Here is a 25,662-nt window from a genome sequence, read left to right on the forward strand (position 1 = left end):
AGTGCCGCCGGTCCCGTGGGCCGGCGGTTCGTTTATGTGTTTCAGCATATGTCGGTAATTTCACTACGCACAGGCTTTTAGCTATGCGCCAAATAACGCAATCAATTTTAGTAATTAACAATTCCTCATGGCGTCTGCGCACCGCAGGGCGTGGCGCAGCCCAGGCAATTGTTATCGCTAACAAATTCCTTTGAGGGGGCAATGGCGGTCGGGGTGGGCAGGCTGAGCAGCTGTGCCGCCACGGCCACCGCGATCTCGCCCGGATGCTTGCCGGTCAGGCCCGGAAGGCCGATGGGGCAGGTGAGGCGGGCCGGGTCCAGCCCGTCGGTACGCAGGCGTGAGGCGAATCGTGCGCGTTTCGTGTCTGACCCGATGACACCGACAAAGGGCTGTCCAGGCAGGGAAAGGGCTGATTTGACAAGGCGGTAATCCAGCGCGTGGTCATGGGTCATGATCAGGATATGGCTGTGTTCTGGGCCCAGCGCCGTCTCCGGCTCCTCCGCCACCTGCGCCGTCACATTGGCGGGCAGCGTGTCGGGGAACAGGTCGGGGCGGTTGTCGACCCAGCTGATCCGGGCCGGCAGGGTGCCCAGGATGGCGACCAGCGCCTTGGCCACATGCCCCGCCCCGAACAGGGCGATGCGCAAGCGCGGGGGCAGCTGCGGTTCGAACAGCAGGGTGACGCGACCACCGCAGCATTGGCCCAGGGCGGGGCCGAGGGGATACGATTGTGTGCGTAATTCCGTTACATGACCGTCCAGCAGGGCGCGGGCCGTTTCAATGGCCGTGAATTCCAGCGCGCCGCCGCCGATCGTGCCGTGTAACGCATCGGCGGTGACCAGCATCTTGGTACCGGCGGCGCGGGGGGCAGATCCCGCCACCTCCGTCACCGTGACCAGCACGCTGGACCGTCCGTCACGCTGACAATCGGCAAGGGCGGTGATCCAGTCCGTATTCATGCGCCACCCCCCGATTGCCGGGCGCGGACCGCCATCAGGACGCGTTCGGGCGTGGCCGGCGCGTCCAGTTTCACAGGGCCGGTGCCGCCGGACGCCGCCACGGCGGCCTTGATCGCGTGATAAGCGGAAATGGCCAGCATGAAGGGCGGTTCGCCCACCGCCTTGGAGCGGTGGATCGTGTCCTCCCGATTGGGCTGGTTCACCAGATCGACATTGAAATGGTCGGGGATGTCGCCGCAGCCGGGGATTTTATAGGTGCTGGGGGCGTGCGTGCGCAGGCGGCCCGCCGCATCGAAGACCAGTTCCTCCATGGTCAGCCAGCCCATGCCCTGCACATAGGCGCCTTCCACCTGTCCCCGGTCCAGCACGGGGTTCAGGGATGACCCGCAATCATGCAGGATGTCGACGGCCAGAAGCTTGGTTTCGCCGGTCAGCGTGTCGATCACGACTTCGGAGACGGCGGCACCGTAGGCGAAATAATAGAAGGGGCGGCCGATCAGGGTCTCCTTATCCACATCGATCTTGGGCGTGGCGTAGAAGCCGGTGGCCGAGAGCGAGACGCGGGCCAGATAGGCTTGGCGCACCAGATCATCAAAACCGATGGTGTGGTCGCCCGCCGTGACCTTGCCATGGGCGAAGGACAGAGCGGTCGGTTCCACGCCCCAGCGGGCGGCGATGAAGGCGGACAGCCGGTCGCGGATGGTGCGGGCGGCATTGAAGCTGGCCATGCCGTTCAAATCGGCCCCGGCGGACGCGGCGGTGGCCGATGTGTTGGGCACTTTGTCCGTGCGGGTGGATGTGATGCGCACCCGGTCCAGCCCGATGCCGAACACATCGGCCACCACCTGCGCCACCTTGGTGTAAAGCCCTTGGCCCATCTCCGTGCCGCCATGGTTCAGCAGCACCGAGCCGTCTGTGTAGACCTGGATCAGGGCGCCGGCCTGGTTCAGGAAGCTGGTGGTGAAGGAGATGCCGAACTTCACAGGCGTGAGCGCGATGCCGCGTTTCAGCACGGGGCTGGCGGCGTTAAAGGCGGCGATGGCGGTGCGGCGCGCCTTATAGGAGGAGGTGGATTCCAGCCGCTCCAGCAGGCTGTCGGCGATGAAATCCTCCACCTTCATGCCATAGGGCGTCAGGTTGCGGTCCGGCCCGCCATACAGGTTCGCGCGGCGCACGGCGAGCGGGTCGAGGCCCAGATGGTGGGCGATGTCATCCACCACCCCCTCAATCGCCAACATCCCCTGTGGTCCGCCAAAGCCCCGGAAGGCGGTGTTGGAGACGGTGTGCGTCTTGTAGCGGTAGGAGGTGATGCGGATATTGGGCAGGAAATAGCAATTGTCGGCATGGAAGATGGCGCGGTCATTAATGGCACCCGACAGGTCCGTGGACATGCCGCAGCGGCTTTCCAGGGTAAGGTCGAGGGCCAGGATGCGGCCATCGGCGTCGAAGCCGACATCATAGGCCACCTCAAAATCATGGCGCTTGCCCGTCATCACCATGTCGTCGTCGCGGTCCAGGCGAAGCTTGGCCGGGCGGCCCGTGCGATCGGCGACCAAGGCGGCCACGGCGGCGAACAGGCTGGCCTGGGTTTCCTTGCCCCCGAAACCACCACCCATGCGCCGCACCTCTACCACGACGTGATTGTCGGGGCGGCCCAGGGCGCGGGCCACCAGATGCTGCACCTCCGACGGGTGCTGGGTGGAGCAGAGGATGTGCATGTCGCCATCCTCCCCCGGTACGGCCATGGATATCTGGCCCTCCAGGTAGAAATGATCCTGCCCGCCCATGGCGAGATGGCCCGACAGGCGGTGCGGGGCCGTGGAAAGGGTACCCAGCGGATCGCCGCGTTCCACCCGTTTGGGCGGCAGGATATGGCTGTCGGCGGCGCGGGCGTCGGCGATGGTTATGATCGCTGGCAGTTCCTCGTAGGTGACCTTGGCCAGCCGTGCGGCGGCGCGGGCGGCGATGCGGGTGGTGGCGGCCACGGCAAACAGGCTTTGCCCGACATATTCGACCAGAGTTTCGGCGAAGATGGGATCATCGGCCACCACGGGGCCGACATCGTTCATACCGGGAATATCGGCGGCGGTCAGGACGGTGATGACACCCGGATAGGCCCGCACGGTGGACAGGTCGATGGACAGGATGCGGGCATGGGCCTTGGCGCTTTGCCCCAGTGCCACATGCAGCAGGCCCGGCGGTTCCGGCATGTCATCAACATAGCGCGCCGTGCCCGCCACATGCAGCGGGGCGCTGTCATGGCGGATATTCTGATGCGTGGCGGGGAAGGGGATGGGCGCGGGGCTGCGCGGGGGACGGGCGCTCATGCGGCACCCCCGCTGGCTTGGGTACCCGTGGCGCGGGCGAAGGCGGGCACGCGGGTGGCGGTGGGGGGCAGGGCCTGTTCCATCTGCCATTTCACGATCAGGTTGCCGGCGGTGATCAGCCGGTAATCGGCACTGGCGCGCATGTCGGTCAGCGGCTGGAAATCCTGCACCAAGGCAGCGGCGGCTTCCTTGGCCGATGTCGCATCGAAGGGGCGACCGATCAGGGCGGCCTCTGCGGCGGTCGCACGCTTAGGCGTGCCGGCCATGCCGCCGAAGGCCAGACGCGCGGCGGTGACGATTCCATCCGACAGGGTCAGGCCGAAGCCGGCCATCACGGCGGAGATATCCTGGTCAAAGCGTTTGGAGATTTTGTAGCAGGCGAACAGGCGGTCGGGCGCGGGGTCGGGCACGCGGATGGCGGCCACGAATTCGCCCATCTGTAGCGCCGTCTTGCGGTAGGCCACGAAGAAATCTTCCAACGGCATTTCCCGCGTCACAGCACCGCGCCGCAGGACCAGGGTACTGCCCAGCGCGATCAAAGCCGGCATGCTGTCGCCAATGGGGGAGCCGTTGGCGATGTTACCGCCCAGCGTGGCGGAATTGCGCACCTGTTCAGAGCCGTAGCGGCGGAACAGGTCGCTTAAGTCGGGGTAGAGCGGGGCCAGAACCTCTGCGGCGTCGGTGACGGTGGCGGTGGCCCCGATGGTGATATGGCCGTCGGTGCGGGTGATGGCGGCCAGATCGCGAACGCCGCCAATATGGATGATGGTGCCCAGATCGCGCATCTGCTTGGTCACCCACAGCCCGACATCGGTGCCGCCGGCCACGATGGTGGCGTCAGGGTGGGTCAGCAGCAGGTCCGCCAATTGATCCGCCGTGGCGGGTGCGAAGGCCGTGCCGCCGGGGTGGGACAACATGTCCTGCCGGTCAATGCTGCGCAGCAAGGCCAGGGTTTCTATCATGCGGGCCGTGTAGGAATCGGGTGCGCGGCCCATGGCGCGGGCGGCATCGACAATGGGGCGGTAGCCGGTGCAGCGGCAGAGATTACCGGCCAGGGCCGCATCGATGCGGGGGCGGTCGGGTTTGGCGTCGGTGTGGTACAGCGCGAACAGCGACATCACGAAGCCGGGCGTACAGAAGCCGCATTGGCTGCCATGATGGTCCACCATCGCCTGCTGAATGGGGTGGAGCGTGCCGTCAGGGGCGGCCAGATCCTCCACCGTCACCAGTTCCTTGCCGTCCAGGGCCGTGACGAACAGGATGCAGGCATTGACGGCGCGGTACTGAATGCTTTCAGCCTCCGCCATGCCCAGCACGCCGACACGGGTGCCCAGCACGATGGTACAGGCACCGCAATCCCCCTCGTTACAGCCTTCCTTGGTGCCGCGCCGTCCCCGATCCTCCCGCAGGTAATCCAGCACGGTGCGGGTGGGGGGGACGTCGGACAGGGTGACAACCTGTCCCCGGTGCACGAAGCGGACGCAATCGACCATGGTATTCCATTCGTTCCAAAAGAAAGCATGGCAGAACAGGAAACGTCCCCTGTCAAGTCGCTTTACAGAACAATGATGCGGTGCAACATTTTGTTCTGGGGCGGAAACGTCCCCTTGAAACAAACGAACATGAACAGGGGTTCCCGCGCATGACCTATCCCAGCAACCGGTCCTTCGGTTCCATCGCCGCCCATGTCAGCCAGGATCGGCTGGCGCAAAGGCTGGCCGATATGGCGAAGATCGGGGCGACGGAGAAGGGGGGCGTCAATCGCCAGGCCTTGAGCCGTGAGGATGGGCTGGCCCGCGCGCTGCTGACCAGCTGGGCCAAGGCGCGCGGATTCGCGGTGTCCACGGACGGGATCGGCAACCTGTATGTGCGCCGCGAAGGCAGCGACCCGACCCTGCCGCCCGTGATGACGGGCAGCCATCTGGACAGCCAGCCGACGGGCGGACGCTATGACGGCGTCTATGGCGTGCTGGCGGGGTTTGAGGTGCTGGAGGCGCTGGAGGATGCGGGCGCGGTGACCAAGCATGCGGTTGAGGTGGTAGCCTGGACCAATGAGGAAGGGTCGCGGTTCCAGCCCTATTGCATGGGATCGGCCCTGTTTGCGGGCAAGATGCACCTGGACATGGTCCTGTCCTGTACCGACGCGAAGGGGGTCAGCGTGCGCGACGCCCTGGCCGAAACCTTGGCCCTGGCTCCCGATATGCCAGTGCGGGAGTTTGGATCACCGGCTGCCGCCTATGTTGAGGCGCATATTGAGCAGGGACCGCGCCTGGAGGCCGAAGGCAAGAACATCGGCGTGGTGCAGGGCATCCAGGGCAGCCGCTGGTTCCAGGTGGAGGTGACGGGGCAGGAGGCCCATGCTGGCACCACGCCGCATGGTGCCCGCAAGGACGCGTTCCAGACGGCCCTGAAAATGGTCAATGCCCTGAACGATTTGATGCATGACCCGGATGACATTATCCGCTGCACCTTTGGCCGGTTCGAGGTGCTGCCCGGCTCGCCCAATACCGTGCCCGGAAAGGTGATCTTCACCATCGATTTCCGCCATCCCGATGCGGAACTGGTGAAGGAGCGGGGGGATAAGGTGGCGCCGCTGATCCATTCGCTGGCCGCCCCCTGTGAGGTGGTGGTGAAGGAGACCAGCAAAACGGCACCCGTGGATTTCGACGCGAGCGTGGTGGACGCCGTGCGGGAGGCGGCGGTGGGGTTGGGCTACTCCAACCGCGACATGCCGTCCGGTGCAAATCACGATGCCAAGTTCATGGCCCCGCGCTGCCCCACGGGTATGATCTTCATCCCGTGCAAGGATGGGATCAGCCATAATGAAGTGGAATATGCGTCGCCGGAGCATTGCCATGCGGGGGCGGCGGTGCTGGCGGAGACGCTGGTGCGGCTGGCGGGGTAGGGGCATTGCTGCCTACCCATCCCGCCGCCCCCTTCGTCATCCCGGCGAAAGCCGGGACCCAGGGGGAGCAGGCGAAGCGTTTTCATTGATCCGTGGATCGTATTGCCCTTGGCCCCTGGGTCCCGGCTTTCGCCGGGATGACGAGGGAAAGGGGTGAGCAAACTCAGGCCCCATCATGACCCATCCCGTCCTGTCCATCCTGTCCGACCTGATCGCCATTCCCAGCACTTTTCCGCCCGGTGATACGGCGGCGATCTGTGCCTATGCCGCCGACCGGCTGGAAAAGGTTGGGTACAAGGTGCAGGTGCTGCACCGCGACCGGCCGCAGATTGCCAATGTGGTAGCGGAGTGGGATGGGGCGGCACCCGGCCCGACCCTGATGTTTAACGCGCATGCCGACACGGTGGGCATTGGTGAGCGCGCCATGTGGGAGACGGAGCCGCTGGTCGCCACCGTCATTGAGGGGCGCGTGCATGGGCTGGGGGCCGGCAACTGCAAAGGGTCGATGGCGGCACAGCTGTGGCTGGCCGAACAGGTGGCGCGGCGCGGCGGGCCGGCGCGCGGCAAGATCGTCTTCACCTTTTGCGGGGATGAGGAAAATCTGGGGCCGGACGGGGCCTTCTACCTGCGTGAGATTGGGGCCGTGAAGCCCGACATGCTGGTGGTCGGGACGCAGACCGAGAACCAGTTGATCACGGCGGAACGCGGGGTGATGTGGGTGGAGGTGACGGCGCGGGGGCTTTCGGCCCATGCCGGCAACCCGGCGGCGGGCGACAATGCCATCCTGCGCCTGATGCGGGTGATGACCCATATTGATGGGGTGATGGCCGAGCGGTTGCGGGATCGAAAGGTCGGCGAGCAGCAATCGACCATGAATATCGGCATCTTCCGGGGCGGCGAGAACACCAATGTCGTGCCCAATCTGGCCCGCGTGGAGATCGACCGCCGCCTGCTGCCCGAGGAAAAGATTGTCGAGGCCTTTGCGGAGATCGAGGCGCTGGTGACGGCGCATCCAGAGGCCGAACATTTGTCCTGTCGCCTGCTGACCGGCACCAACGGTTTTCGGGCACCCCATGACGGGCCGCTGGTATCAGCGCTGTGTGCCTCCATCGAGGGGGTGACGGGGGCATCGGCCCGATTCCTGAAGGATACCGGGGCCAGCGACGGCCGCTACTTCGCCGATGACGGGATCGAGATCGTTAATTTCGGACCCGGAGCCGGCTGGCAGGGGCACAAAGCCAACGAATATGTGCCGCTGGACGAGCTGGTGGCGGCGACGGCGATCCTTGAAGGCGTGGTGGAGCGGGTGTTGGGGGTGGTGGCGTAGGTCAGGTCGACGCATATGCGTCGACCTGACGGCAAAGGCTTTCAATCCATATCTGTCAGGGCTCGCCTTCGGCTCGACCTGACCTACGTCCCACGTCACCAAACCCTTCATCCGATTTGCGAATGCCCCACCCGCCGTTTCGATATTGCGAATAACTCGCAGTCGTGCTTATTTGCGATCCATTATCAATCGCGGGTGAAGCGGGGTCATGGCGGCGGGGGCGGAGCAGCAGGGGCGGCGGTCCTTTTGGTTGAAGCATCTGCACCAATGGCATTGGGTCAGTTCGGCCCTGTGCCTGATCGGCATGCTGCTGTTCGCCATTACCGGCATCACGCTGAACAATGCGCGCCTTGTTGAGGCCAAGTCCGTAACGGTCACCAAGGAAGCCACCCTGCCCACAGCACTTCGCCCCGCGCTGTCGGCTGGCCAAGGGGCCGTGCCGGCGGCCATCGTTGACTGGTTTGCCGCCGAGATGGGCGTGGATGTGTCCGCCGGTGTGCCGGAATGGTCCGAGGATGAACTCTACATCGCCCTGCCGCGCCCCGGTGGCGACGGCTGGGCCACCATCGCGCGCGAGGATGGGGCCGTCCTGCATGAGGTGACGGACCGGGGCTGGGTTTCCTATCTCAACGATCTGCACAAGGGGCGGGGGACGGGGACTGTGTGGTCCTGGTTCCTGGATGTCTTCGCGGTGGCCTGCCTGATCTTCTGCATCACCGGGCTTTTCCTTCTGCATCTGCATGCGGGCAAGCGGCCCTGGACCTGGCCCCTGGTCGGGCTGGGTCTGGTCGCACCCATGCTGCTGCTGATCCTTCTTATCCACTGAACTTTCAGGATTGAACCGATGCGCACACTTTTGTCGCTGTCACTGACCGGTCTGGCCGTCACCCCTGCGCTGGCGGGGGAATTGGCGGTCACGGTGGAGATCCCCAAGCTGGAGGTGGCGGAATATCACCGCCCCTATGTCGCGGCCTGGATTGAGACGCCGGACCAGCAGTTTGTCGCCAATCTGACCGTCCGGTACGACGTGAAGATGCGCGACAATGAGGGGACCAAGTGGCTGAAGGATATGCGCCAATGGTGGCGTCGGTCGGGCCGCGATCTGACCATGCCCGTCGATGGCGTGTCGGCCCCCACCCTGCCCGTGGGCGAAAACCGCCTGTCCTGGGACAGCGGCAAGGCCCCGCTGAACGGGTTGAAGCCCGGTTCCTATGCGCTGGTGGTCGAGGCTGCGCGTGAGGTGGGCGGGCGCGAACTGATCCGCGTGCCGTTTGATTGGAACGGCAAGAGCGCCAAGGCCGAGGCCAAGGGCGAGACGGAGTTGGGCCGCATCGCGGTCGAGGTCAAAGGTTAAAAGCCCCGTTTGTTAATCGATAGATCAAGGAGTTTCCCCATGAAGTCGCTGCTGACCCGCGCCACGCTGGCGCTGACGCTTGCCATCTCTGTTGCCGGTCCGGCGGCGGCACACCGGCAATGGATGCTGCCATCGGCCACGGTTCTGTCGGGGCAGGACCCGTGGATCACGGTGGATGCCGCCGTGTCCAACGACCTGTTCTATTTCGAGCATGTGCCGTTGCGTCTGGACGGGCTGACCGTCACCAACCCCGATGGCAGCGCCGGCACGGCGGAGAATCAGGCGACGGGCAAGTATCGCAGCACCTTCGACATCCATCTGACCCAGCCCGGTACCTATAAGGTGGCGCTGGCCAGCGGCGGTGTCATGGCCAGTTGGGAAGAGAATGGGCAGCGCAAGCGCTGGCGCGGCACCGCCGAGACCTTTGCCAAGGAAGTGCCGGCCAATGCCGAGAAGTTGCAGGTGACGGAGGGCGCGCGGCGTCTGGAATTCTTCGCGACATCCGGCAAGCCCACCGACACCGTGCTGAAGCCCACGGGCAAGGGTCTGGAACTGTCGCCCGTGACCCATCCGAACGATCTGTTTGCGGGTGAGAAGGCCAGCTTCAAGCTGCTGCTGGATGGCAAGCCGGCGGCGGACGTGGATGTCACCGTCATTCCGGGCGGCATCCGTTACCGCAACGACCTGGGCGAGATGAAGGTGAAGACCGACAAAGACGGTGCCTTCACCGTCACCTGGCCGACGCCCGGCATGTATTGGATGAGTGCCCAGACCGAGGACAAGAAGACCACCGTGCCGCAGGCGAGCAAGCGGTCGGCCAGCTATACGGCGACGTTCGAGGTGCTGGCGCAGTAAGGGGGGCTTCTCCTTTAAACCCCACTTCTATCGCCGCAACCATGCCCTTGCCGCATCATAAACCCACCCCCCTGCGCTTGATCCTGCCTATGGATGCGCCTGAGGCGGCGTTGCCGCCGGCCAGCGCGCCCGTGGTGCGGCTGTCGGGGACGACCATGGGCACCTATTGGTCGGTCGCCCTGATCGCGCCGAAGGGGCCGTCGCCCGTAAACCTGCGGCGGGGGATCGTTGCCATCCTGGACCGGGTGGTGGCGGTGATGAGCCATTGGGACCGGAACAGCGACCTGTGCCGGTATAATGACAGTCCGCCCGGCTGGGTATCGGTCGATGCGTCGCTGTGCGCGGTGCTGTCGGCGGCGCTGACGCTCTCCATGGAGAGCGGTGGCGCGTATGACCCGGCCATCGGCGGGCTGGTCGATGCCTGGGGATTCGGCCCGCCGGGGCCGGTGGCGGAACCGCCGCCCGATGAGCAGATCAAGGCCCTGCTATCCGGCCCGCGCTGGGCCGATATACGGGTGGAGGGGGCGCGGGTCTGGCAGCCGGGGGGCGTGCGCTTGGACCTGTCTGCCATCGCCAAAGGCTATGCGGTTGATTGCGTCGCCCGGTGTCTGGCCGGGCAGGGTGTCGTCAGTTATCTGGTCGATATTGGTGGGGAACTGCGTGGATTGGGCATCAAGCATGATGCCAACCCCTGGTGGGTCGATCTGGAATCCGTCGCGGGCCGTGATGGCCGGACGGGCGAGACGCCGACGCGCATCGCCCTGCATGGATTGGCCGTGGCGACCAGCGGGGACCGTAACCGGTTCATGATCGGGGCCCATGGACGCCGCCTGTCGCATTCGCTGGACCCGCGCACAGGATATCCGGTGGCCGATGATCTGGCATCGGTGACGGTGCTGCATGCAGACTGCATGATGGCCGATGCCCTGGCGACGGCCCTGACGATACTGGGACCGGAGGCAGGGCCGGATTGGGCGGCGGCGCGGGGGATCATGGCCCTGTTTGTGCGCCGCCTGGATATGGGCGTGGCGGAGATCATGACCCCGGCGCTTGCCGCGCTTGCCGAGGAGGGGTGATGGATCGCTACGGTCTGGCCGCACTGGTGCTGGCCGCCTATGCCCTGTTCTGTGCCGTCATTTTTCGCCGGCATGCGGCCCGTAACCGCCCTGTGGGTGCGGGGGAGGGCATTCTGGTCGCCTATGCCACGCAGACGGGTTTTGCCGAGGAACTAGCGCGCCGCACGGTGGCGGGATTGCAGGAGGCCGGGCAGAAGGCCTGGGCGGAGGGGATCGACCGGTTGGATGCCGCCAAACTGTCGGGGCTGGACCGGGCCTTGTTCATTGTCTCCACCACGGGGGAGGGCGACGCGCCCGACCATGCGGCGGGTTTCGTGCGCAGAGTGATGGGGGCAGGGGCGGCGCTGTCGGGCCTGCGCTATGGGATGTTGGCGCTGGGCGACCGGGATTATGCGGGGTTCTGCGCCTTTGGCCATGCCTTGGACGGATGGTTGCGCCGGCAGGGGGCGCAGCCCTTGTTCGATCTGGTGGAGGTGGATGATGGCGATGCCGGCGCCCTGCGCCATTGGCAGCATCATCTGGGCCAGATCGCGGGGCATGTGCATCTGGCCGACTGGACCCCGCCCGACTATCAGGATTGGGTGTTGAGCGAGCGTCGGCATCTGAACCCGGGCAGTCCCGGTGCCCCGATTTTCCACCTGCGCCTGACGCCGCCGGCTGGGGTGAAGACGGATTGGCAGGCAGGCGATATTGCGGAGATTGGGCCGTGCAACCCGCCCGACGCGGTTGCCGCCGCCCTGATCGCCGCCGGGGGGGAGCGGGCGGAGACGCGCGACGGGGTGACGCGGCCATTGTCACGCTGGCTGTCGGAAACCATCCTGCCGGCGGGCCGGGAAAAGCTCCCCCACCGCGAATATTCCATCGCCAGCCTGCCCGGCGACGGCACGCTGGACCTTGTGGTGCGGCGCGTGACGGGGCCGGACGGGCGGCTGGGTCTGGGGTCCGGCTGGCTGACCCGGCATGTCGCGGTTGGTGGCACGGTGCGGTTGCGCCTTCGCCGCAATGCCGGGTTCCACCCGCCGCCCGACGACCGTCCCCTGATCCTGATCGGCAATGGCACCGGCATCGCGGGCCTGCGCGCACATCTGAAGGCCCGCGCCAGGGCGGGGCATGGACGCAACTGGCTGCTGTTCGGGGAACGCACGGCGGCGCATGACCGGTTGTTTGCCGATGAGTTGGCGAAATGGCAGGCGGGTGGCGTGCTGACGCGCCTGGATCTGGCCTTTTCGCGTGATGGCGACCAGCCGGTCTATGTTCAGCATCTGCTGGCCGCCGCCGGGGACGAGGTGGTGCAATGGGTGGCGGACGGGGCCGCGATCTATGTCTGCGGCAGCCTGGAGGGTATGGCGGGCGGGGTGCATCAGGTGCTGGGTGAGGTGCTGGGCACGGAGATGCTGGAGGAACTGGCTGCGACGCGGCGGTACTGCCGGGATGTTTATTGAGGGAGGCGGAAGACAGAATGCTCCCCTGTGACCTTCGCAGGTAGCGTGGGAAAGGTCATGGCACCTTCGGCATATACACGCGCAGGTATTTGATCTGCTAGTCTTGATACCGGATCAAGATCGGGAGTGGATGAATGCTGACGGGGACGGCCGGATTGCTGCGGTTGCTGGCCGAAGGGGATAGTCGGGGGACGGCTGTGCTGGTCGATCTGCGCGACGTTCCCTATGCCGAAAATCCGTTGTTCCGGCATTCCATCGTGCATCTGTTGGATCATTTCGCGGCACAGTTCCTGCCCGAGATCGTGGATGTCGGGCGTTACGCGCAGGTGTTCCTGTTCACCGATACCAATGCCCACCCGTTCATCGCCAAGCTGAAAGCCGTGGCGGCGGATTTCGCCGAGCAGCATATGGGTGCGCCGCGTTTTTCCATCCATCACCTGCCCCATGATGCCGGGCGTCTGGCGGCCTTGCTGAAGAAGCTGGTGCCGGCGGGGGCCGCAGCTGCGGAGGAGGAGGCACCGGCGCTGAGTGCCGTGGAGCATCAGCAACTGGCGGGGGTGCAGAAGCTTGCCGTGTATGAACAGGTGCTGGCCGGGGCGGATGTGTCATCGCTGGTCCGGGAAAGCCCGGTCTGGCGGCGAGGGGCGTCGGGCGTGTGGAGCCTGGAGTTTGGCGAGGTGACGGTGGCGCTGGACCATCTGGAACGCGCGGTGGGCACGCCGCTGCGCCGCGACCCGTGGCTGCTGGAGCAGATCACGCCCGTCCTGGACCGCCGCACCATCCGGCATTTCCAGCATGAACCGTCACGTCTGGCCAGCCCGCACAGCATGAACCTGCAATGGCGGTCGGTTCTGGACCCGCTGTTCCTGGATTTCGTGCGCGATCTGACCTATGACCAGCGCCGCAACCTGATCGTGGAAATCTCTGCCATCGATGCGGGCCTGACCGCCGAGGGGCTGATGGAGGCCATCGATACGCTGCGCCTGTGGGATTGCCGGGTCGCCATCGACCATCTGTCGCTGCGTCATGAGGAGTCGGGGTACCTGCCGCTGGAGGCGGTGGATTATCTGAAGCTGGACCTGATGGGGATCGGCGGCGACGGTGTGGCCCCGCCGCTGCCCGACTGGATGCGGGCCTTCGGGGTGGAACGGATCGTGGCGATCTATCCGCGTGATGGCGATGTGCTGCGGGTCTGCCTGGGTATGGGGCTGGTGCTGATGGAGCAGCGGGACAAGCCAAACCTGTAGGTCAGGCCGAGGGGACGCGATATGAAATACCTGGTTGCGACGACGGCTATGATAACGCTCATCCTCCCCGCATCGGCGGCGCCGGAACATTGCTACGTAATGGAAGGACACGGCACGGCGCGGGTCATGGCCTATATCGGCGATCGGAAATGCGTGGAGTTTCGGGCCCAGGAAACGATCAGGGGGATATGGATCAACCAGTTCGAAGGCTCCGCCTTTCACGAAGGGGTTGTCGATGTGAACAAGGCGCTGGCGGTCCGGTCCACTGTCTGGCTGTCCATGGATGACCAGACCATGATGCCAGCCGGCTTTGCATCAAAACGGGGGCATGCCTATCAACTCACCATTGTCGCAAGAAAAGCCAAGGACATGAACCGCCAGCCCCTGGAGGGATACGGTCATTTCAACATGTCCGCCGGGCTGGTCCTGGTGGATGAGATCGTCGCGTGGAAGGATTTGGGGAAGGTGGGGTATTAACGCAGAAAGGCCCGCGCCGGTTTCCCGGTGCGGGCCTTTTCGTTCACAGCCGGGTCAGATGCCGACGGCGTGACCGTCAGCCTGGCTGAGCGCCAGGTGGCGGCGGATATGGGCGATCAGCAGTTCGGTGCCGGTGGTGATGTCGGTTTCCGACGTGTCCAGCACCAGTTCCGGGTTCACCGGGGTCTCAAACGGGGCCGAGACGCCGGTGAATTGCTGGATCTTGCCGGCCTGGGCCGCTGCATAGAGACCCTTGGGGTCGCGCGCGGCACAGGTGGCGACGTCCGCCTTCACCCACACCTCATGGAACCCGTCACCGATGATGGAGCGGGCCAGATCGCGCAGTTCCACGGTCGGGGTGATCAGGCTGACCAGGACGACGGTGCCGGTTTCGGCCATCAGCTTTGCCACCTCGGCGGCGCGGCGGACATTTTCCTGTCGTTCGGCAGGCGTGAAGCCCAGGTCCTTGTTCAGGCCCTTGCGCAGATTGTCGCCATCCAGCACCGACACCCGCCAGCCATCATCGAACAGACGGCGCTGCGTGCCCATGGAAAGCGTGGACTTGCCGGCCCCCGACAGGCCTGTCAGCCAGATGACACCACCGCGATGGCCGTTGCGTGCCTCGAACGCGTCGCGGTCAACGGAGCTGTTGACGGCGGTGACGGGGCCGGCAACGGTGACATTGGCCGCCGCACCCAGCAGGATGCAGCCGCCGACAATGCGGCCGCCGCGCGCCAGACCGGCGCGGCCCGTGACGGGCAGGTCGGCGGCATGGTCGAAGGCGATGGGGGCAGACGAGCGCAGCACGATTTCGGCAATGCCGCCCTGGCCCAACTCTGACCCTTCGCTGTCGCTCAGGTTCTCCACATCCACCAGACGCTCGAACTTCTCCACCACCACCGGATGTTCAGACGTGGTCAGGCGCAGGGTGATGCGGCTGCCCGCGGTCAGACTTTCCGGGTCCAGCCAGAAGGCGCGGACGCGGATCGTGGTGGCGATATGCGGCATATGGCCGGCGGGTGCAATGATCTGCCCCCGGTTCAGGGCCGCGTCCTCGATGAAGGAGACGGCGACCGACTGTCCGGCGCGGGCCTCTGTCACTGAACCCTTGCCGGCATCGATGCTGGCGACCGTGGCCGGCTGACCCGTGGGCGCGATTTCGACCTTGTCGCCGACCTTCAGGCGACCCGTCTCAATCCGGCCCACGGCCAGACGGGTGTCACCCTTGCGGTACACGTCCTGGATGGGCAGGCGCAGCAGCGCCTCGGTGCGGGCGGCGGTCGGCGTCAGCAGATCCAGCGCCTCCAGCAGGGTGGGGCCACGATACCAACCCATCTTGTCCGACCGTGCGGCGATGTTATCGCCATGACGGGCCGAGAGCGGGATGACGTAAAGCGGCTCGATCCCCAGCTTTTGCAGATACTCGCTGACATCGCCGGCCACGCCCTTCCAGGCGTCTTCGGCATGGTCGACCAAGTCCATCTTGTTGACGGCCACGATCACCTTGCGCACGCCCAGCAGCGACAGCAGGTAGGCGTGGCGGCGCGTCTGTTCGGAAATGCCGCGTTCGGCATCGGTGACCAGCACAGCGGCGTCGGCGGCGGCGGCCCCGGTGACCATGTTGCGCAGGAATTCGCGGTGGCCCGGCGCGTCGATGATGACATAGGGGCGCTTGGCCGTCTTGAACCAGATGCGCGTGGTGTCCAGCGTGATGCCCTGATCGCGCTCAATCTGCAACGCGTCCAGCAGGAACGACCATTCCATATGCAGGCCGCGCTGTTCGGAAACCTTTTTCAGCTCCGCCAGACGGCCTTCGGGCAGGCTGTCCGTATCGTGCAGCAGGCGACCGATCAGGGTGGACTTGCCATGATCGACATGGCCGACAATGACGATGGGATAGGGGGCCAGGGGGGCCTTCTTCACGATGGGGCCTTGGGACAGTGTCGGAGCCGGAGCCGTATCGATCCGGAGAGCGGCGTTCGCCATGTTCTTTACATCCACTTCTTACAGGTAACCAGTGGCGCGGAGCCGTTCGAACGCATCCTCGGCCTCATGGTCCATGGACCGGCCGGCGCGTTCGGGCGTGCGCGTGGTTTCCAGTTCGTCGATGATCTCGTCGATGGTGGTGGCGTTGCTGTCCACCGGGAAGGTGATGCCGATTTCGCCCAGCGAGCGGAAACGCTTGCCATCCTTGGCGAAATAGAGCGGTACCAGGGGAATTTCCTCGCGCTTGATGTAGCGCCAGACGTCAACCTCGGTCCAGGCCAGTAGCGGATGCACGCGGGTATGGGTGCCGGGGTGGCGCTCAATCGTGTACTGGTCCCAGAATTCGGGCGGCTGGTGGGCCGCCTGCCAGGCACCGTCCAGGCCACGTGGGCTGAAGATACGTTCCTTGGCGCGGGTCGCCTGCTCATCGCGGCGGATACCGGTGATCAGCCCGTCGAACTGATACTTCTCCAAGGCGGCGGCCAGACCCAGCGACTTGCGGGCCGCGATGCGCGTACCGGGCGGCAGGGTCGGATCCGTCATCTCAATCGGCGGGCATTCATCCTTGATCAGGTTGAGGCCCCATTCCTGCGCATACCGGTTCCGGAACTCATAGCTTTCCGGGAATTCCAGGCCGGTATCCAGATGCGCCACGGGGAAGGGCAGTTCGCCCATGAAGGCCTTGCGGCACAGCCAGATCAGGACGTTGCTGTCCTTGCCCAGCGACCAGAGAAGACCCAGACGCTTCAGGCGCACGCGCGCTTCACGCAGGATATAGATGCTCTGGGCTTCTAGCTGGTCGAGATGGTCGAGATGTTGATCGATGCTGCTCATCAGGAGGCTCCCACCAGATTTGTTACGGACGAAAGCGGCAGGTGGATCCCGCATTCCGTCTTTTCCTGACCGCGCCAGCGGCCGGCTCTGATATCTTCGCCCGGTGCCACGCGGTCGGTACAGGGCATACAGCCGATGGAAAGGTAACCATCCTCTTCCAGCGGGTGACGCGGCAGGTTGTGCCGGTCGAGATAGTCTTCCACATCGGCGCGGGTGAAGCCGGCCAGCGGGTTGATCTTGATCCGGCCATCCGCTGCTTCGAACAAGGGCAGTTCGATGCGCGTCGTGGCCTGATAACGCTTGCGCCCCGTGATCCAGGTGGCAAACGGTGCCAGACCGGCATCCAGCACCTGTACCTTGCGGAAATCACAGCAGGCGGTGTTGTTGGTGCGCCAGAGCAGGCCGTCCTGGTCGTGGGCCGCTTCGGCTTCCGGGGTCGGCGACAGTTCGCGCAGGCCGGTCAGGCCCAGCGTTTCGACAAGCTTGCGCTTGTAGCGCAGGGTTTCGCCGAACAGCTTGCGGGTGTTAACGAACAGCACGGGCAGCGCCTTGTCGATCTGTGCAACCTGATGCAGCAGGATCGCACTTTCCGTGCCGAAGGAGGAGACCAGCGCCAACTGGCCCTTGAACTCCGTCTCGATCAGGGGCCGGAGAAGCTCCACCCCCGTCAGGTGACCGTAACGGGCGTTCAGGTCGCGGGCGCGGGCCTGAAGGTCGGTGATCATGCCGGGACCGTGCCTTTCAGGTGACGGCGCAGCAGGGAGACGCCTTCCTCCCGGCCAAGCGCCGGCTGAAACGCCACCGAGATTTCCTTCAGCGCATGCGCCCAGGCGGGGCCGACACGGTCTGCCGGAACCACCACCGTATCCACGCCCACGCGGGTCAGGAACAGATACTGATCGGGGATGATATGGCCGAAGGCGCGGATCTCGCCCTTATAATCGAACCGTTCGCGCAACTCGCGGGCGGCGGAGAAGGCGCGGCCATCGCGGAATTTCGGGAATTCCAGGGCCACCAGCGACAGGGAGCCCAGATCATCCGCGATCTCGGTCGCCAGTTGATTGGATTTCAGCCGCACGCCGACAGCATCGCGCCGCGCGGTCAGCGCGTCGCGTTCGGCGCGCCAGCGTTCCAGGGAGACGATGACGGCACTTTCGGCGGGGATATCCTGGTCATCGGCAAGGTCGGTCCAGCGGTCGTCGATGGGCAGACCACGATCAAGCACGGGCATAGAGAGCCTCCTTGAACGGGGCGTGGCCGGTACGGGCCAGCGTCTGAATGAAAATCTCACCGGGCTGACGCAGCTTCACGAAGGTGTTCACCACCGTTTCGACCGCATCGATGATGCCGTCATAATCGAAGCCGGGGCCGACGATTTCGCCCAGGGCCGCATGGGTGCCGGCATCGCCGCCCAACAGGATCTGGAAGAATTCCTCGCCCTTCTTGTCCACGCCCAGAATGCCGATATGGCCGACATGGTGATGGCCGCAGGCATTGATACAGCCGCTGATCTTGATCTTCAGCTCACCCAGATCATGCTGCCGGTCCAGATCGGCAAAGCGTTCGGCAATGCGCTGCGCCACCGGGATGGCGCGGGTATTGGCCAGGGCGCAATAATCCAGGCCGGGGCAGGCGATGATATCGCTGATCAACCCGGCATTGGCGGTGCCCAGGCCGGCAGCGTCCAGAGCCCGCCACAGCGGGTAAAGATCATCCTGGCGCACATGGGCCAGAACCAGGTTCTGTTCATGCGTCACACGGACCTCGCCAAAGCTGTACAGGTCGGCCAGATCGGCGACGGTTTCCAGCTGGTCAGCTTCCGCATCGCCCGGAATGCCGCCGATGGGCTTTAGGGAGATGGTGGCGATGGCGTATCCGGGCGTCTTGTGCGCCGTCAGATTGGTGCGGGTCCAGCGGGCAAAGGCCGGGTCGACAGCCTTCGCGGCCTCAAAGCTGTCGGACACGGCGGGCAGATCGACCCAGGGCGGCGGGGCGAAATGGGTCTGAATCGCGTCCACGATGGCGGGATCGACATAGAATTTCTGCCGTGGCAGGCGGGCATATTCCTCTTCGATCAAGCCGATGAACTTCTCGGCCCCCATCTCATTCACGGTGATCTTGATGCGTGCCTTATAGATATTGTCGCGGCGGCCCAGCTGGTTATAGACGCGCAGGATGGCTTCCAGATAACCGATGATCTCTTCCACCGGCACGAAGTCCCGCGCCTTGACGGCCAGATAGGGGGTGCGCCCCTGGCCGCCGCCGACATAGACGGTGAAGCCGACGCGGCCCGACACCTCATCCTTTTTGGCGATCAGGCCGATATCATGCACCTGCACGGCGGCGCGGTCGTTCGGGCTGCCCGTGATGGCGATCTTGAACTTGCGCGGCAGATAGGTGAATTCCGGGTGCAGGGTGGACCATTGCCGCAGAATCTCCGCATAGACGCGGGGGTCCACCAGCTCATCCGCCGCCGCACCGCAGAACTGATCCGTCGTCACATTGCGGATGCAGTTGCCGCTGGTCTGGATGGCATGCATGTCCACTTCGGCCAACTCGCGCAGGATGGTGGGCACATCCTCCAGCTTGGGCCAGTTGAACTGAATGTTCTGGCGCGTCGTGAAATGGCCGTAGCCCTTGTCATAGACGCGCGCGATGCGGGCCAGACGCCGGACCTGGGTGGAAGACAGCATGCCGTAGGGAACGGCCACGCGCAGCATATAGGCATGGAGCTGAAGGTAGAGGCCGTTCATCAGCCGGATGGGCTTGAACTCCTCCTCCGTGATCTCCCCCTTCAGACGGCGTTCGACCTGGGCGCGGAACTGCTCCACACGCTCGAAGATGAAGGTCTTGTCGAACTCGTCATAGCGATAGACGGCGGCGTGGGCGTCGGCCGGCTGATTGCTGCGGAGAGCGGGGCTGTGCGTATCAGGCATGGGGGTTTGGCCTGTCTTCTCTGTCATTCGAATGGGGTCAGGCGGCGGGCTGGCGGGCCTGCTTGCCCAGGTCGCGGCGCACGGTGGGGCCGATATTCTTCAGCCGCTCGCGCAGATGGGTGGGGCGGGTGCCGGCCTCGGTGATCTCCACATCCAGCGGGTAGACATCGACCACGACCTGGCGCTTTTCCTCGGCCTTTGCGAAGGCAAGCGCCTCGGCAATGGCGTCGCCCCCGTCAAACACGGCGGCCTGGGCCACGTCTTCCACCCAGATATTGCCGGTGCCCAGCCATACGGCCTCTCCGTCCAGAAGACGGCTGGCGGCGACGGATTGCTGGGTTCCTTTGGCTTTGACCAACATCTCTACGGTCTTCCCTGTCTCAAACGGCTTCGCGCAGGTGATCGGGCACCAGCGTGGTGATAAGGGCGGGGTCGGCCAGACGGACGACATCGCCGATGATGATGATCGCCGGCCCCACCAGCCCATGCGCCGCCGCCAGCGGTGCCAGGGTGGCAAGGGTGCCGGTGATCAGCTTTTGATCCGGCCGCGTGCCCTTTTCGATCAGGGCGGCGGGGGTGTCGGCCGGCATCCCGGCCTCCGTCAGGCGCCGCGCGATGGTTTCAGCCGCCGACAGGCCCATATAGACGACCAGCGTGTGGCGCAGACGGGCCAAAGCCTGCCAGTCCAGATCCGGTTCCCCATCCTTGCCATGACCAGTCACGAAGGTGACGCCGGCGGCATGGTCGCGATGGGTGACGGGGATGGCGGTGGAGGCACCGCAGCCCAGCGCCGCCGTGATGCCGGGGACGATTTCGACGGGGATATTGGCGGCGCGCAGGGCCTGCATTTCCTCGCCCCCCCGCCCGAACAGGAACGGGTCGCCACCCTTCAGCCGGACCACGCGGTGACCGGCCTTGGCCTCCGCCACCAGCAGCTGGTTAATGGCTTCCTGGCTCATCGTGTGGTGGGATTTGGACTTGCCGACATAGATGCGGCGGGCGTCGCGGCGGACATAATCCATGATCCGCTCATCCACCAGCTTGTCATGCACGACCACGTCGGCATCCTGCAACACGCGCAGGGCGCGCAGGGTCAGCAGGTCCGGGTCACCGGGGCCGGCACCGACCAGGGCGACCGTGCCGGTTTTGGCCTGACCATAATCGGGGTTGTTGACGGCGGCCAGCAGGGCCTCCCGGGCGGCCTGTTCACGGCCCGCCAGGAAGTCGCGTGCCACGGGGCCGTCGATCACGGCCTCCCAGAAGCGGCGGCGGTTGGTTTCGCCCTCACGCGTGGCCTTCACGGCGGTGCGGAAACTGTCCAACAGGGTCGTCAGCCGGCCCAGACCGGGTTCCAGGGCCGCTTCCAGCCGTTCACGCAGGCGGCGGACCAGAACGGGGCTGGCCCCACCGGACGAGATGGCGATGGTGATGGGTTCCCGGTCGATGATGGCCGGCATGATGAAGCTGGAGAGCGCCGGCTTGTCCGGGACATTGACCAGGATGCCGGCCTTGTTCGCGGCATCGGCCACGGCGCGGTCAATCTCTTCCACATCGGTGGCGGCGAAGATGATCCGGTGATCTTCCACATCATTTGGTGTGAAATCCCGGACAATGACCGTGTCGGCCAGTTTGGCGAGGTCGGGATGGATTTCCCCGGCGATGATGGTCAGGCGGCAACCGGCCTTGGCCACCAGCCGCGCCTTGCGCAGAGCCAGTTCGCCGCCGCCCACCACCAGAACCTTCTGCCCTTCCAAAGGCAGTGACACCGGAAATCCACGCAAAGCCATTGTTCAGCTCCACCTCTACCGCACCTGCGGAATGAGGGAGATTTGATCCCGTTTTTACGGCGTGTCGAGGTGAAATATTATTTCTCCAATATTCCTAGGTTAAATATAGGGATTAATCCCGAGAGAAAACTTTGATATTTATCAATGACATGATTGAAGGGGTAAAGTAGGTGTTAAGGGCACTTATCGGGGGTGTACACGGCAGCCATGCGCCGATGGAGCACAAGGGTGTGAAATACCCGGTTGAACGCCCGACCTATGTACATTAGCTGTCGTGGCAATGCGGAATCATGGCCGGGACTCTGCCCCGACCGTTTGTGACGAAGGAAGTTGGAAATGAGCGCGTTCATCGAAAGCAAGGTGCTGTCCGTCCATCACTGGACCGACACACTGTTCAGCTTTACCTGCGAACGCGAACCTTCCTTCCGGTTTGAGAACGGCCATTTCGTGATGATCGGCCTGACGGTGGATGGCAAACCGCTGACGCGCGCCTATTCCATCGTCTCGCCCAATTATGCCGAACATCTGGAATTCCTGTCGATCAAGGTGCCGAACGGCCCCCTGACCAGCCGGTTGCAGCATATCCAGGTGGGCGACACCGTGATCCATGGCCGCAAGTCGGTGGGCACGCTGGTGACCAGTTCCTTGGTCCCGGCCAAGAACCTCTACATGTTCTCCACCGGTACGGGCCTGGCCCCGTTCATGAGCATCATCCGGGACCCGGAGGTCTATGCCAAATATGACCGCCTGATCCTGACCCATACCTGCCGCACGGTCGGCGAGCTGGCCTATCACGACTACATCACCAACGACCTGCCGAACGACGAGTTCCTGGGCGAGGATGTGGCCGCCAAGCTGACCTATTACCCCACCGTCACGCGCGAGCCGTTCCGTAACCAGGGCCGCATCACCGACCTGATCCGGAACCACAAGCTGTTTGAGGATATCAAGGCCGCCCCGCTGGACCCGGCCAACGACGTCGCCATGATCTGCGGCGGGCCGGACGTTCTGGCCGAGACGGTGGAACTGCTGAAGGAACGCGGCTTCACGGAAGGGGCCGGGCATACGCCGGGCAACTACGTCATCGAAAAGGCGTTTGTGGAAAAGTGAGGAAGACCGGGGCACCCAAGGGTGCCCCGGTTTGCTTTGGGGCCGTACCCTCAAATATCCGCGCCTTGATCCCTGTAATCGGCGAAGACATGGTCCATGACGCGGGCGGGGTTGGAGCAGCCGGCCTCGCCCACGATCTTGGCAGGCACGCCGGCCACCGTGGTGGCGCGGGGTACGTCGCGCAGGACGACGGAGCCGGCGGCGACACGGGCGCAGTCGCCGACATGGATATTGCCCAGCACCTTGGCATTGGCACCCAGCAGCACACCCGACCCGATCTTGGGATGGCGGTCGCCATCATCCTTGCCATTGCCGCCCAGGTTGACCCCATGCAGCATGGAGACATTGTCGCCGACCACGGCGGTTTCGCCGACCACCACGCCGGTGGCATGGTCGATCATCACGCCACGCCCGAAGCGGGCATTGGGGTGGATATCGACGCCGAAGACCACGGACGAGCGGCTTTGCAGGTAAAGCGCCATGTCGCGGCGGCCCAGATGCCACAGCCGGTGGGCCATGCGGTGGGTTTCCAGGGCCTGGAAGCCCTTGAAATACAAAACCGGTTCGATATGGCGGTGGCAGGCGGGGTCGCGGTCCAGCACGGCGGCGACATCGGCGCGGAAATCCTGACCCATCTCCGGCTCCGCGTTCAGCGCGTCGGTGAAGGCCTGCACCAGCAACTCACCCTGCACATCCTGATGCGCCAGACGGGTAGCGATGCGGTGGATGATGGCCATTTCCAGCGAGGGCTGGTTCAGGATGGCACCATAGAACAGGGCCGCCAGCAACGGTTCATCCGCCACGGCCTGCGCCGCCTCATTGCGCAGGGCGGCCCAGATCGGGTCCAGATTGGCAAGCGTCTGGGAAACGGGGGCGACACGCGCGGACATGGGCTGCCTCGAAACAAAGGGCAATTCTTAACGGCTATTTGATCATAGCAGGGGGGCGTGGCAAGGGCGATTGTGGGGCGTTTGCGGCATGGGTGGTACGCTGGCCTGCGCGCGGTGGCGGTCGACAGGGGCGGAATTGCCATGCATCATCCTGTTTTCCAAAAGAAATTCCGGGGGGCGTGATGGGGGATGAGGTGATGCGGGCCGGCGATGGCTGTCCCATCGAGCCGGCGGTGCGGACCATCGCGATGCCGGCCGATACCAACCCGGCGGGCGACATCTTCGGCGGCTGGTTGATGGCGCAGATGGATCTGGCCGCCGGCAATGCCGCCGCAAGGCGGGCGCGGGGGCGCTGCGCCACGGTCGCCGTCGATGGCATGGTCTTTCACCGGCCTGTGTCGGTGGGGGATGAGGTCAGCCTTTACGCCATCATCGAGCATATTGGCCGCACATCGATGAAAATCCATGTCGAGGCCTGGCGCCGGTCGCGGTTTGACGAGGCGCGGTTCAAGGTGACGGAGGCCCTGTTCACCTTTGTCGCCATTGACGAGAATGGCCGCCCGCGCGCCATCCCAGCCGCCGACACCCAGGAGTAGCACGGTCATGACCCTGCCCACCCAAAGTCCGGTTGAGCTGATCATCGTTCCCAAAAGCCATGATGTCGGCGGGTTCGAGGTGCGCCGCGCCCTGCCCAGCGCCAAGCGCCGCATGGTCGGCCCCTTCATCTTCTGGGATCAGATGGGGCCTGGATATTTCCCCGCCGGCACCGGCCTGGATGTGCGCCCGCACCCGCATATCGGCCTGTCCACCGTCACCTATCTGACGGAGGGCGAGATCATGCATCGCGACAGTGTGGGCAGCGTGCAGGCCATCCGGCCCGGTGCCATCAACTGGATGACTGCCGGCAAGGGCATTGTGCATTCCGAACGCACGGAGGCAGGCCTGCGTGCCAATGGCAATCATCTGGCCGGCATCCAGAGCTGGATCGCCCTGCCGCAGCGGTTTGAGGAGATCGAGCCGGGGTTCAGCCATTATCCCGCCGAGGGCCTGCCCATCATCAGCGACCATGGCGTTTGGATGCGCCTGATCGCGGGCGAGCTGTTCGGGGAGGCGTCGCCCGTCCGCACCCTGTCTGAAACCATCTATATGGAGATGCTGCTGGATGCCGGGGCCAAGGTGGAAATCCCGGCCAGCCATCCCGAACGCGCGCTTTATCTGTTCGATGGGCGGATCAATATCGCCGGCGATGTGTTCACCGCAGAGGGCGGGCAGGGGCAGCTGCTGGTCCTGCGGGAGGGCGACGCCCTGACGGTGACAGCCGAATGCAACACCCGCCTTCTGCTGCTGGGTGGGGAGCCGATGGATGGCCCGCGCTACATCTATTGGAACTTTGTCTCCTCCTCCAAGGAACGGATCGAGGATGCGAAATCCGACTGGCGCAATGGCAGGTTCCCAACGGTGCCTGGGGAGACGGAGTTTATTCCGTTACCGGAATAATGATTGATACGGGTCCGAAATGACTGAGCCGCTGCGCATCCTGGGCAAGGAATCCTCGATCAATGTCCGCAAGGTTCTATGGACCTGCCGGGAGGTCGGGCGGGATTTTGTGCGCGAAGATTGGGGCAGCGGGTTCCGGCCCGTGGATACCGACGAATTTCGCGCCATGAACCCCAACGCCCAGGTGCCGGTGGTGCAGGTCGCCGACGGCTATCTGTGGGAGAGCAACAGCATCTGTCGCTTTCTGGCGGGGGAGGCGGGCAGGGCGGACCTGCTGCCCATGCAGCCATTGGCGCGGGCGCGGGTGGAAATGTGGATGGATTGGCAGGCCACGGAACTGAACCCCGCCTGGCGTTATGCCTTCATGGCGCTGGTCCGCAAAAGCCCAGCCTTTGCCGATCCCGATGCCATCGCGGCGGGTATTGCCGGCTGGAACCGCCAGATGCGGATATTGGAAGGGCAGTTGGTGAAGACCGGGGCCTATGTGGCGGGACCGGGCTTCACGCTGGCCGATATCGTCCTGGGCCTGTCCACCAACCGCTGGAAGATGACGCCCATGGAGCGGCCGCATCTGCCGGCGGTGGAAGACTGGTGGGCGCGGCTGCGCGAGCGGCCGGGGTTCCGGGAGTTTGAGGCGAACGGGGTGCCGTGAG

Annotated in this window: 24 protein-coding genes; 13 read left to right on the top strand and 11 right to left on the bottom strand. The window is 64.8% G+C overall.

Features of this window, described 5'->3' with window-relative positions:
• Positions 1-125: 125 nt before the first annotated feature.
• Genes xdhC through xdhA form a run of 3 tightly spaced genes read right to left on the bottom strand, consistent with a single transcriptional unit; the run spans position 126 to position 4,779 of the window.
• Positions 126-959, bottom strand: a complete 834-nt coding sequence (gene xdhC, locus ABC729_RS23930; RefSeq protein WP_495610127.1) for a xanthine dehydrogenase accessory protein XdhC — start codon at positions 957-959, stop codon at positions 126-128.
• The gene (gene xdhB, locus ABC729_RS23935) at positions 956-3,286 is read right to left on the bottom strand and encodes a xanthine dehydrogenase molybdopterin binding subunit (RefSeq protein ID WP_495610128.1); all 2,331 of its coding nucleotides are present in this window, start codon (positions 3,284-3,286) and stop codon (positions 956-958) included. The genes xdhC and xdhB overlap by 4 nt, the downstream gene beginning before the upstream one ends.
• Complete coding sequence (gene xdhA / locus ABC729_RS23940; protein WP_495610129.1) at positions 3,283-4,779, bottom strand: xanthine dehydrogenase small subunit; 1,497 nt, start codon at positions 4,777-4,779, stop codon at positions 3,283-3,285. Before xdhA ends, xdhB begins: the two co-directional genes overlap by 4 nt.
• 149 nt (positions 4,780-4,928) lie before the next feature.
• Here xdhA and ABC729_RS23945 point away from each other — a divergent pair, with 149 nt between their 5' ends.
• The 9 genes from ABC729_RS23945 (at position 4,929) to ABC729_RS23985 (ending at position 13,969) form a co-directional block, all read left to right on the top strand.
• Positions 4,929-6,191, top strand: coding sequence for a Zn-dependent hydrolase (locus ABC729_RS23945; protein WP_495610130.1), 1,263 nt, complete (start codon positions 4,929-4,931; stop codon positions 6,189-6,191).
• Between the two features lie 175 nt (positions 6,192-6,366).
• Complete coding sequence (locus ABC729_RS23950) at positions 6,367-7,518, top strand: M20 family metallopeptidase (RefSeq protein WP_495610131.1); 1,152 nt, start codon at positions 6,367-6,369, stop codon at positions 7,516-7,518.
• Positions 7,519-7,726: 208 nt separating this feature from the next.
• The gene (locus tag ABC729_RS23955) at positions 7,727-8,344 is read left to right on the top strand and encodes a PepSY-associated TM helix domain-containing protein (protein WP_495610132.1); all 618 of its coding nucleotides are present in this window, start codon (positions 7,727-7,729) and stop codon (positions 8,342-8,344) included.
• 18 nt (positions 8,345-8,362) lie between these two features.
• Positions 8,363-8,872, top strand: coding sequence for a DUF2271 domain-containing protein (locus ABC729_RS23960; protein ID WP_495610133.1), 510 nt, complete (start codon positions 8,363-8,365; stop codon positions 8,870-8,872).
• A 39-nt stretch (positions 8,873-8,911) separates the two neighbouring features.
• Entirely contained in the window at positions 8,912-9,727 is an 816-nt protein-coding gene (locus tag ABC729_RS23965) for a DUF4198 domain-containing protein (RefSeq protein ID WP_495610134.1), read from the top strand.
• Positions 9,728-9,816: 89 nt separating this feature from the next.
• Positions 9,817-10,803: an FAD:protein FMN transferase gene (locus ABC729_RS23970; protein ID WP_495610135.1), complete on the top strand. Its 987-nt coding sequence runs from the start codon at positions 9,817-9,819 to the stop codon at positions 10,801-10,803.
• On the top strand, positions 10,803-12,245 hold the full coding sequence (locus ABC729_RS23975; protein WP_495610136.1) for a sulfite reductase subunit alpha: 1,443 nt from the start codon (positions 10,803-10,805) through the stop codon (positions 12,243-12,245). Before ABC729_RS23970 ends, ABC729_RS23975 begins: the two co-directional genes overlap by 1 nt.
• 134 nt (positions 12,246-12,379) lie before the next feature.
• Entirely contained in the window at positions 12,380-13,492 is a 1,113-nt protein-coding gene (locus ABC729_RS23980; protein ID WP_495610137.1) for a hypothetical protein, read from the top strand.
• 21 nt (positions 13,493-13,513) lie between these two features.
• Entirely contained in the window at positions 13,514-13,969 is a 456-nt protein-coding gene (locus tag ABC729_RS23985) for a hypothetical protein (protein WP_495610138.1), read from the top strand.
• Positions 13,970-14,023: 54 nt separating this feature from the next.
• On the opposite strand, the gene cysC is transcribed toward ABC729_RS23985, so the two are convergent.
• From cysC to cysG, 7 genes are read right to left on the bottom strand one after another with little or no spacing between them, the layout of a single operon-like run.
• The gene (gene cysC / locus ABC729_RS23990) at positions 14,024-15,955 is read right to left on the bottom strand and encodes an adenylyl-sulfate kinase (protein ID WP_495610139.1); all 1,932 of its coding nucleotides are present in this window, start codon (positions 15,953-15,955) and stop codon (positions 14,024-14,026) included.
• 18 nt (positions 15,956-15,973) lie between these two features.
• A complete protein-coding gene (gene cysD, locus ABC729_RS23995; protein ID WP_495610140.1) occupies positions 15,974-16,789 on the bottom strand; it encodes a sulfate adenylyltransferase subunit CysD in 816 nt (271 codons plus the stop codon).
• Complete coding sequence (locus tag ABC729_RS24000; RefSeq protein WP_495610141.1) at positions 16,789-17,514, bottom strand: phosphoadenylyl-sulfate reductase; 726 nt, start codon at positions 17,512-17,514, stop codon at positions 16,789-16,791. Before ABC729_RS24000 ends, cysD begins: the two co-directional genes overlap by 1 nt.
• Positions 17,511-18,020 carry a DUF934 domain-containing protein gene (locus ABC729_RS24005; RefSeq protein ID WP_495610142.1) on the bottom strand — a complete coding sequence of 170 codons (510 nt, stop codon included), beginning with the start codon at positions 18,018-18,020 and terminating at the stop codon, positions 17,511-17,513. The genes ABC729_RS24000 and ABC729_RS24005 overlap by 4 nt, the downstream gene beginning before the upstream one ends.
• Positions 18,007-19,725 (bottom strand): nitrite/sulfite reductase, encoded by a 1,719-nt coding sequence (locus ABC729_RS24010; RefSeq protein ID WP_495610143.1) that lies wholly within the window; start codon positions 19,723-19,725, stop codon positions 18,007-18,009. Before ABC729_RS24010 ends, ABC729_RS24005 begins: the two co-directional genes overlap by 14 nt.
• Before the next feature lie 37 nt (positions 19,726-19,762).
• On the bottom strand, positions 19,763-20,086 hold the full coding sequence (locus ABC729_RS24015; protein WP_495610144.1) for a DUF2849 domain-containing protein: 324 nt from the start codon (positions 20,084-20,086) through the stop codon (positions 19,763-19,765).
• A 19-nt stretch (positions 20,087-20,105) separates the two neighbouring features.
• Complete coding sequence (gene cysG, locus ABC729_RS24020) at positions 20,106-21,512, bottom strand: siroheme synthase CysG (protein ID WP_495610145.1); 1,407 nt, start codon at positions 21,510-21,512, stop codon at positions 20,106-20,108.
• A gap of 336 nt (positions 21,513-21,848) precedes the next feature.
• Between cysG and ABC729_RS24025 the strand changes: the two genes are divergently transcribed.
• On the top strand, positions 21,849-22,622 hold the full coding sequence (locus ABC729_RS24025; protein WP_495610146.1) for a ferredoxin--NADP reductase: 774 nt from the start codon (positions 21,849-21,851) through the stop codon (positions 22,620-22,622).
• A gap of 50 nt (positions 22,623-22,672) precedes the next feature.
• On the opposite strand, the gene cysE is transcribed toward ABC729_RS24025, so the two are convergent.
• A complete protein-coding gene (cysE, locus tag ABC729_RS24030; protein WP_094455239.1) occupies positions 22,673-23,512 on the bottom strand; it encodes a serine O-acetyltransferase in 840 nt (279 codons plus the stop codon).
• Positions 23,513-23,694: 182 nt separating this feature from the next.
• On the opposite strand from cysE, the gene ABC729_RS24035 reads away from it, so the two are divergent.
• The 3 genes from ABC729_RS24035 to ABC729_RS24045 are packed head-to-tail and all read left to right on the top strand — an operon-like array spanning position 23,695 to position 25,661.
• The gene (locus ABC729_RS24035) at positions 23,695-24,108 is read left to right on the top strand and encodes an acyl-CoA thioesterase (protein ID WP_495610147.1); all 414 of its coding nucleotides are present in this window, start codon (positions 23,695-23,697) and stop codon (positions 24,106-24,108) included.
• A 7-nt stretch (positions 24,109-24,115) separates the two neighbouring features.
• A complete protein-coding gene (locus ABC729_RS24040) occupies positions 24,116-25,009 on the top strand; it encodes a pirin family protein (RefSeq protein WP_495610148.1) in 894 nt (297 codons plus the stop codon).
• Between the two features lie 19 nt (positions 25,010-25,028).
• A complete protein-coding gene (locus tag ABC729_RS24045; RefSeq protein WP_495610149.1) occupies positions 25,029-25,661 on the top strand; it encodes a glutathione S-transferase in 633 nt (210 codons plus the stop codon).
• The last annotated feature ends 1 nt before the right edge of the window (position 25,662 follow it).

This window comes from Niveispirillum sp. CC-CTL257 (assembly GCF_059489915.1).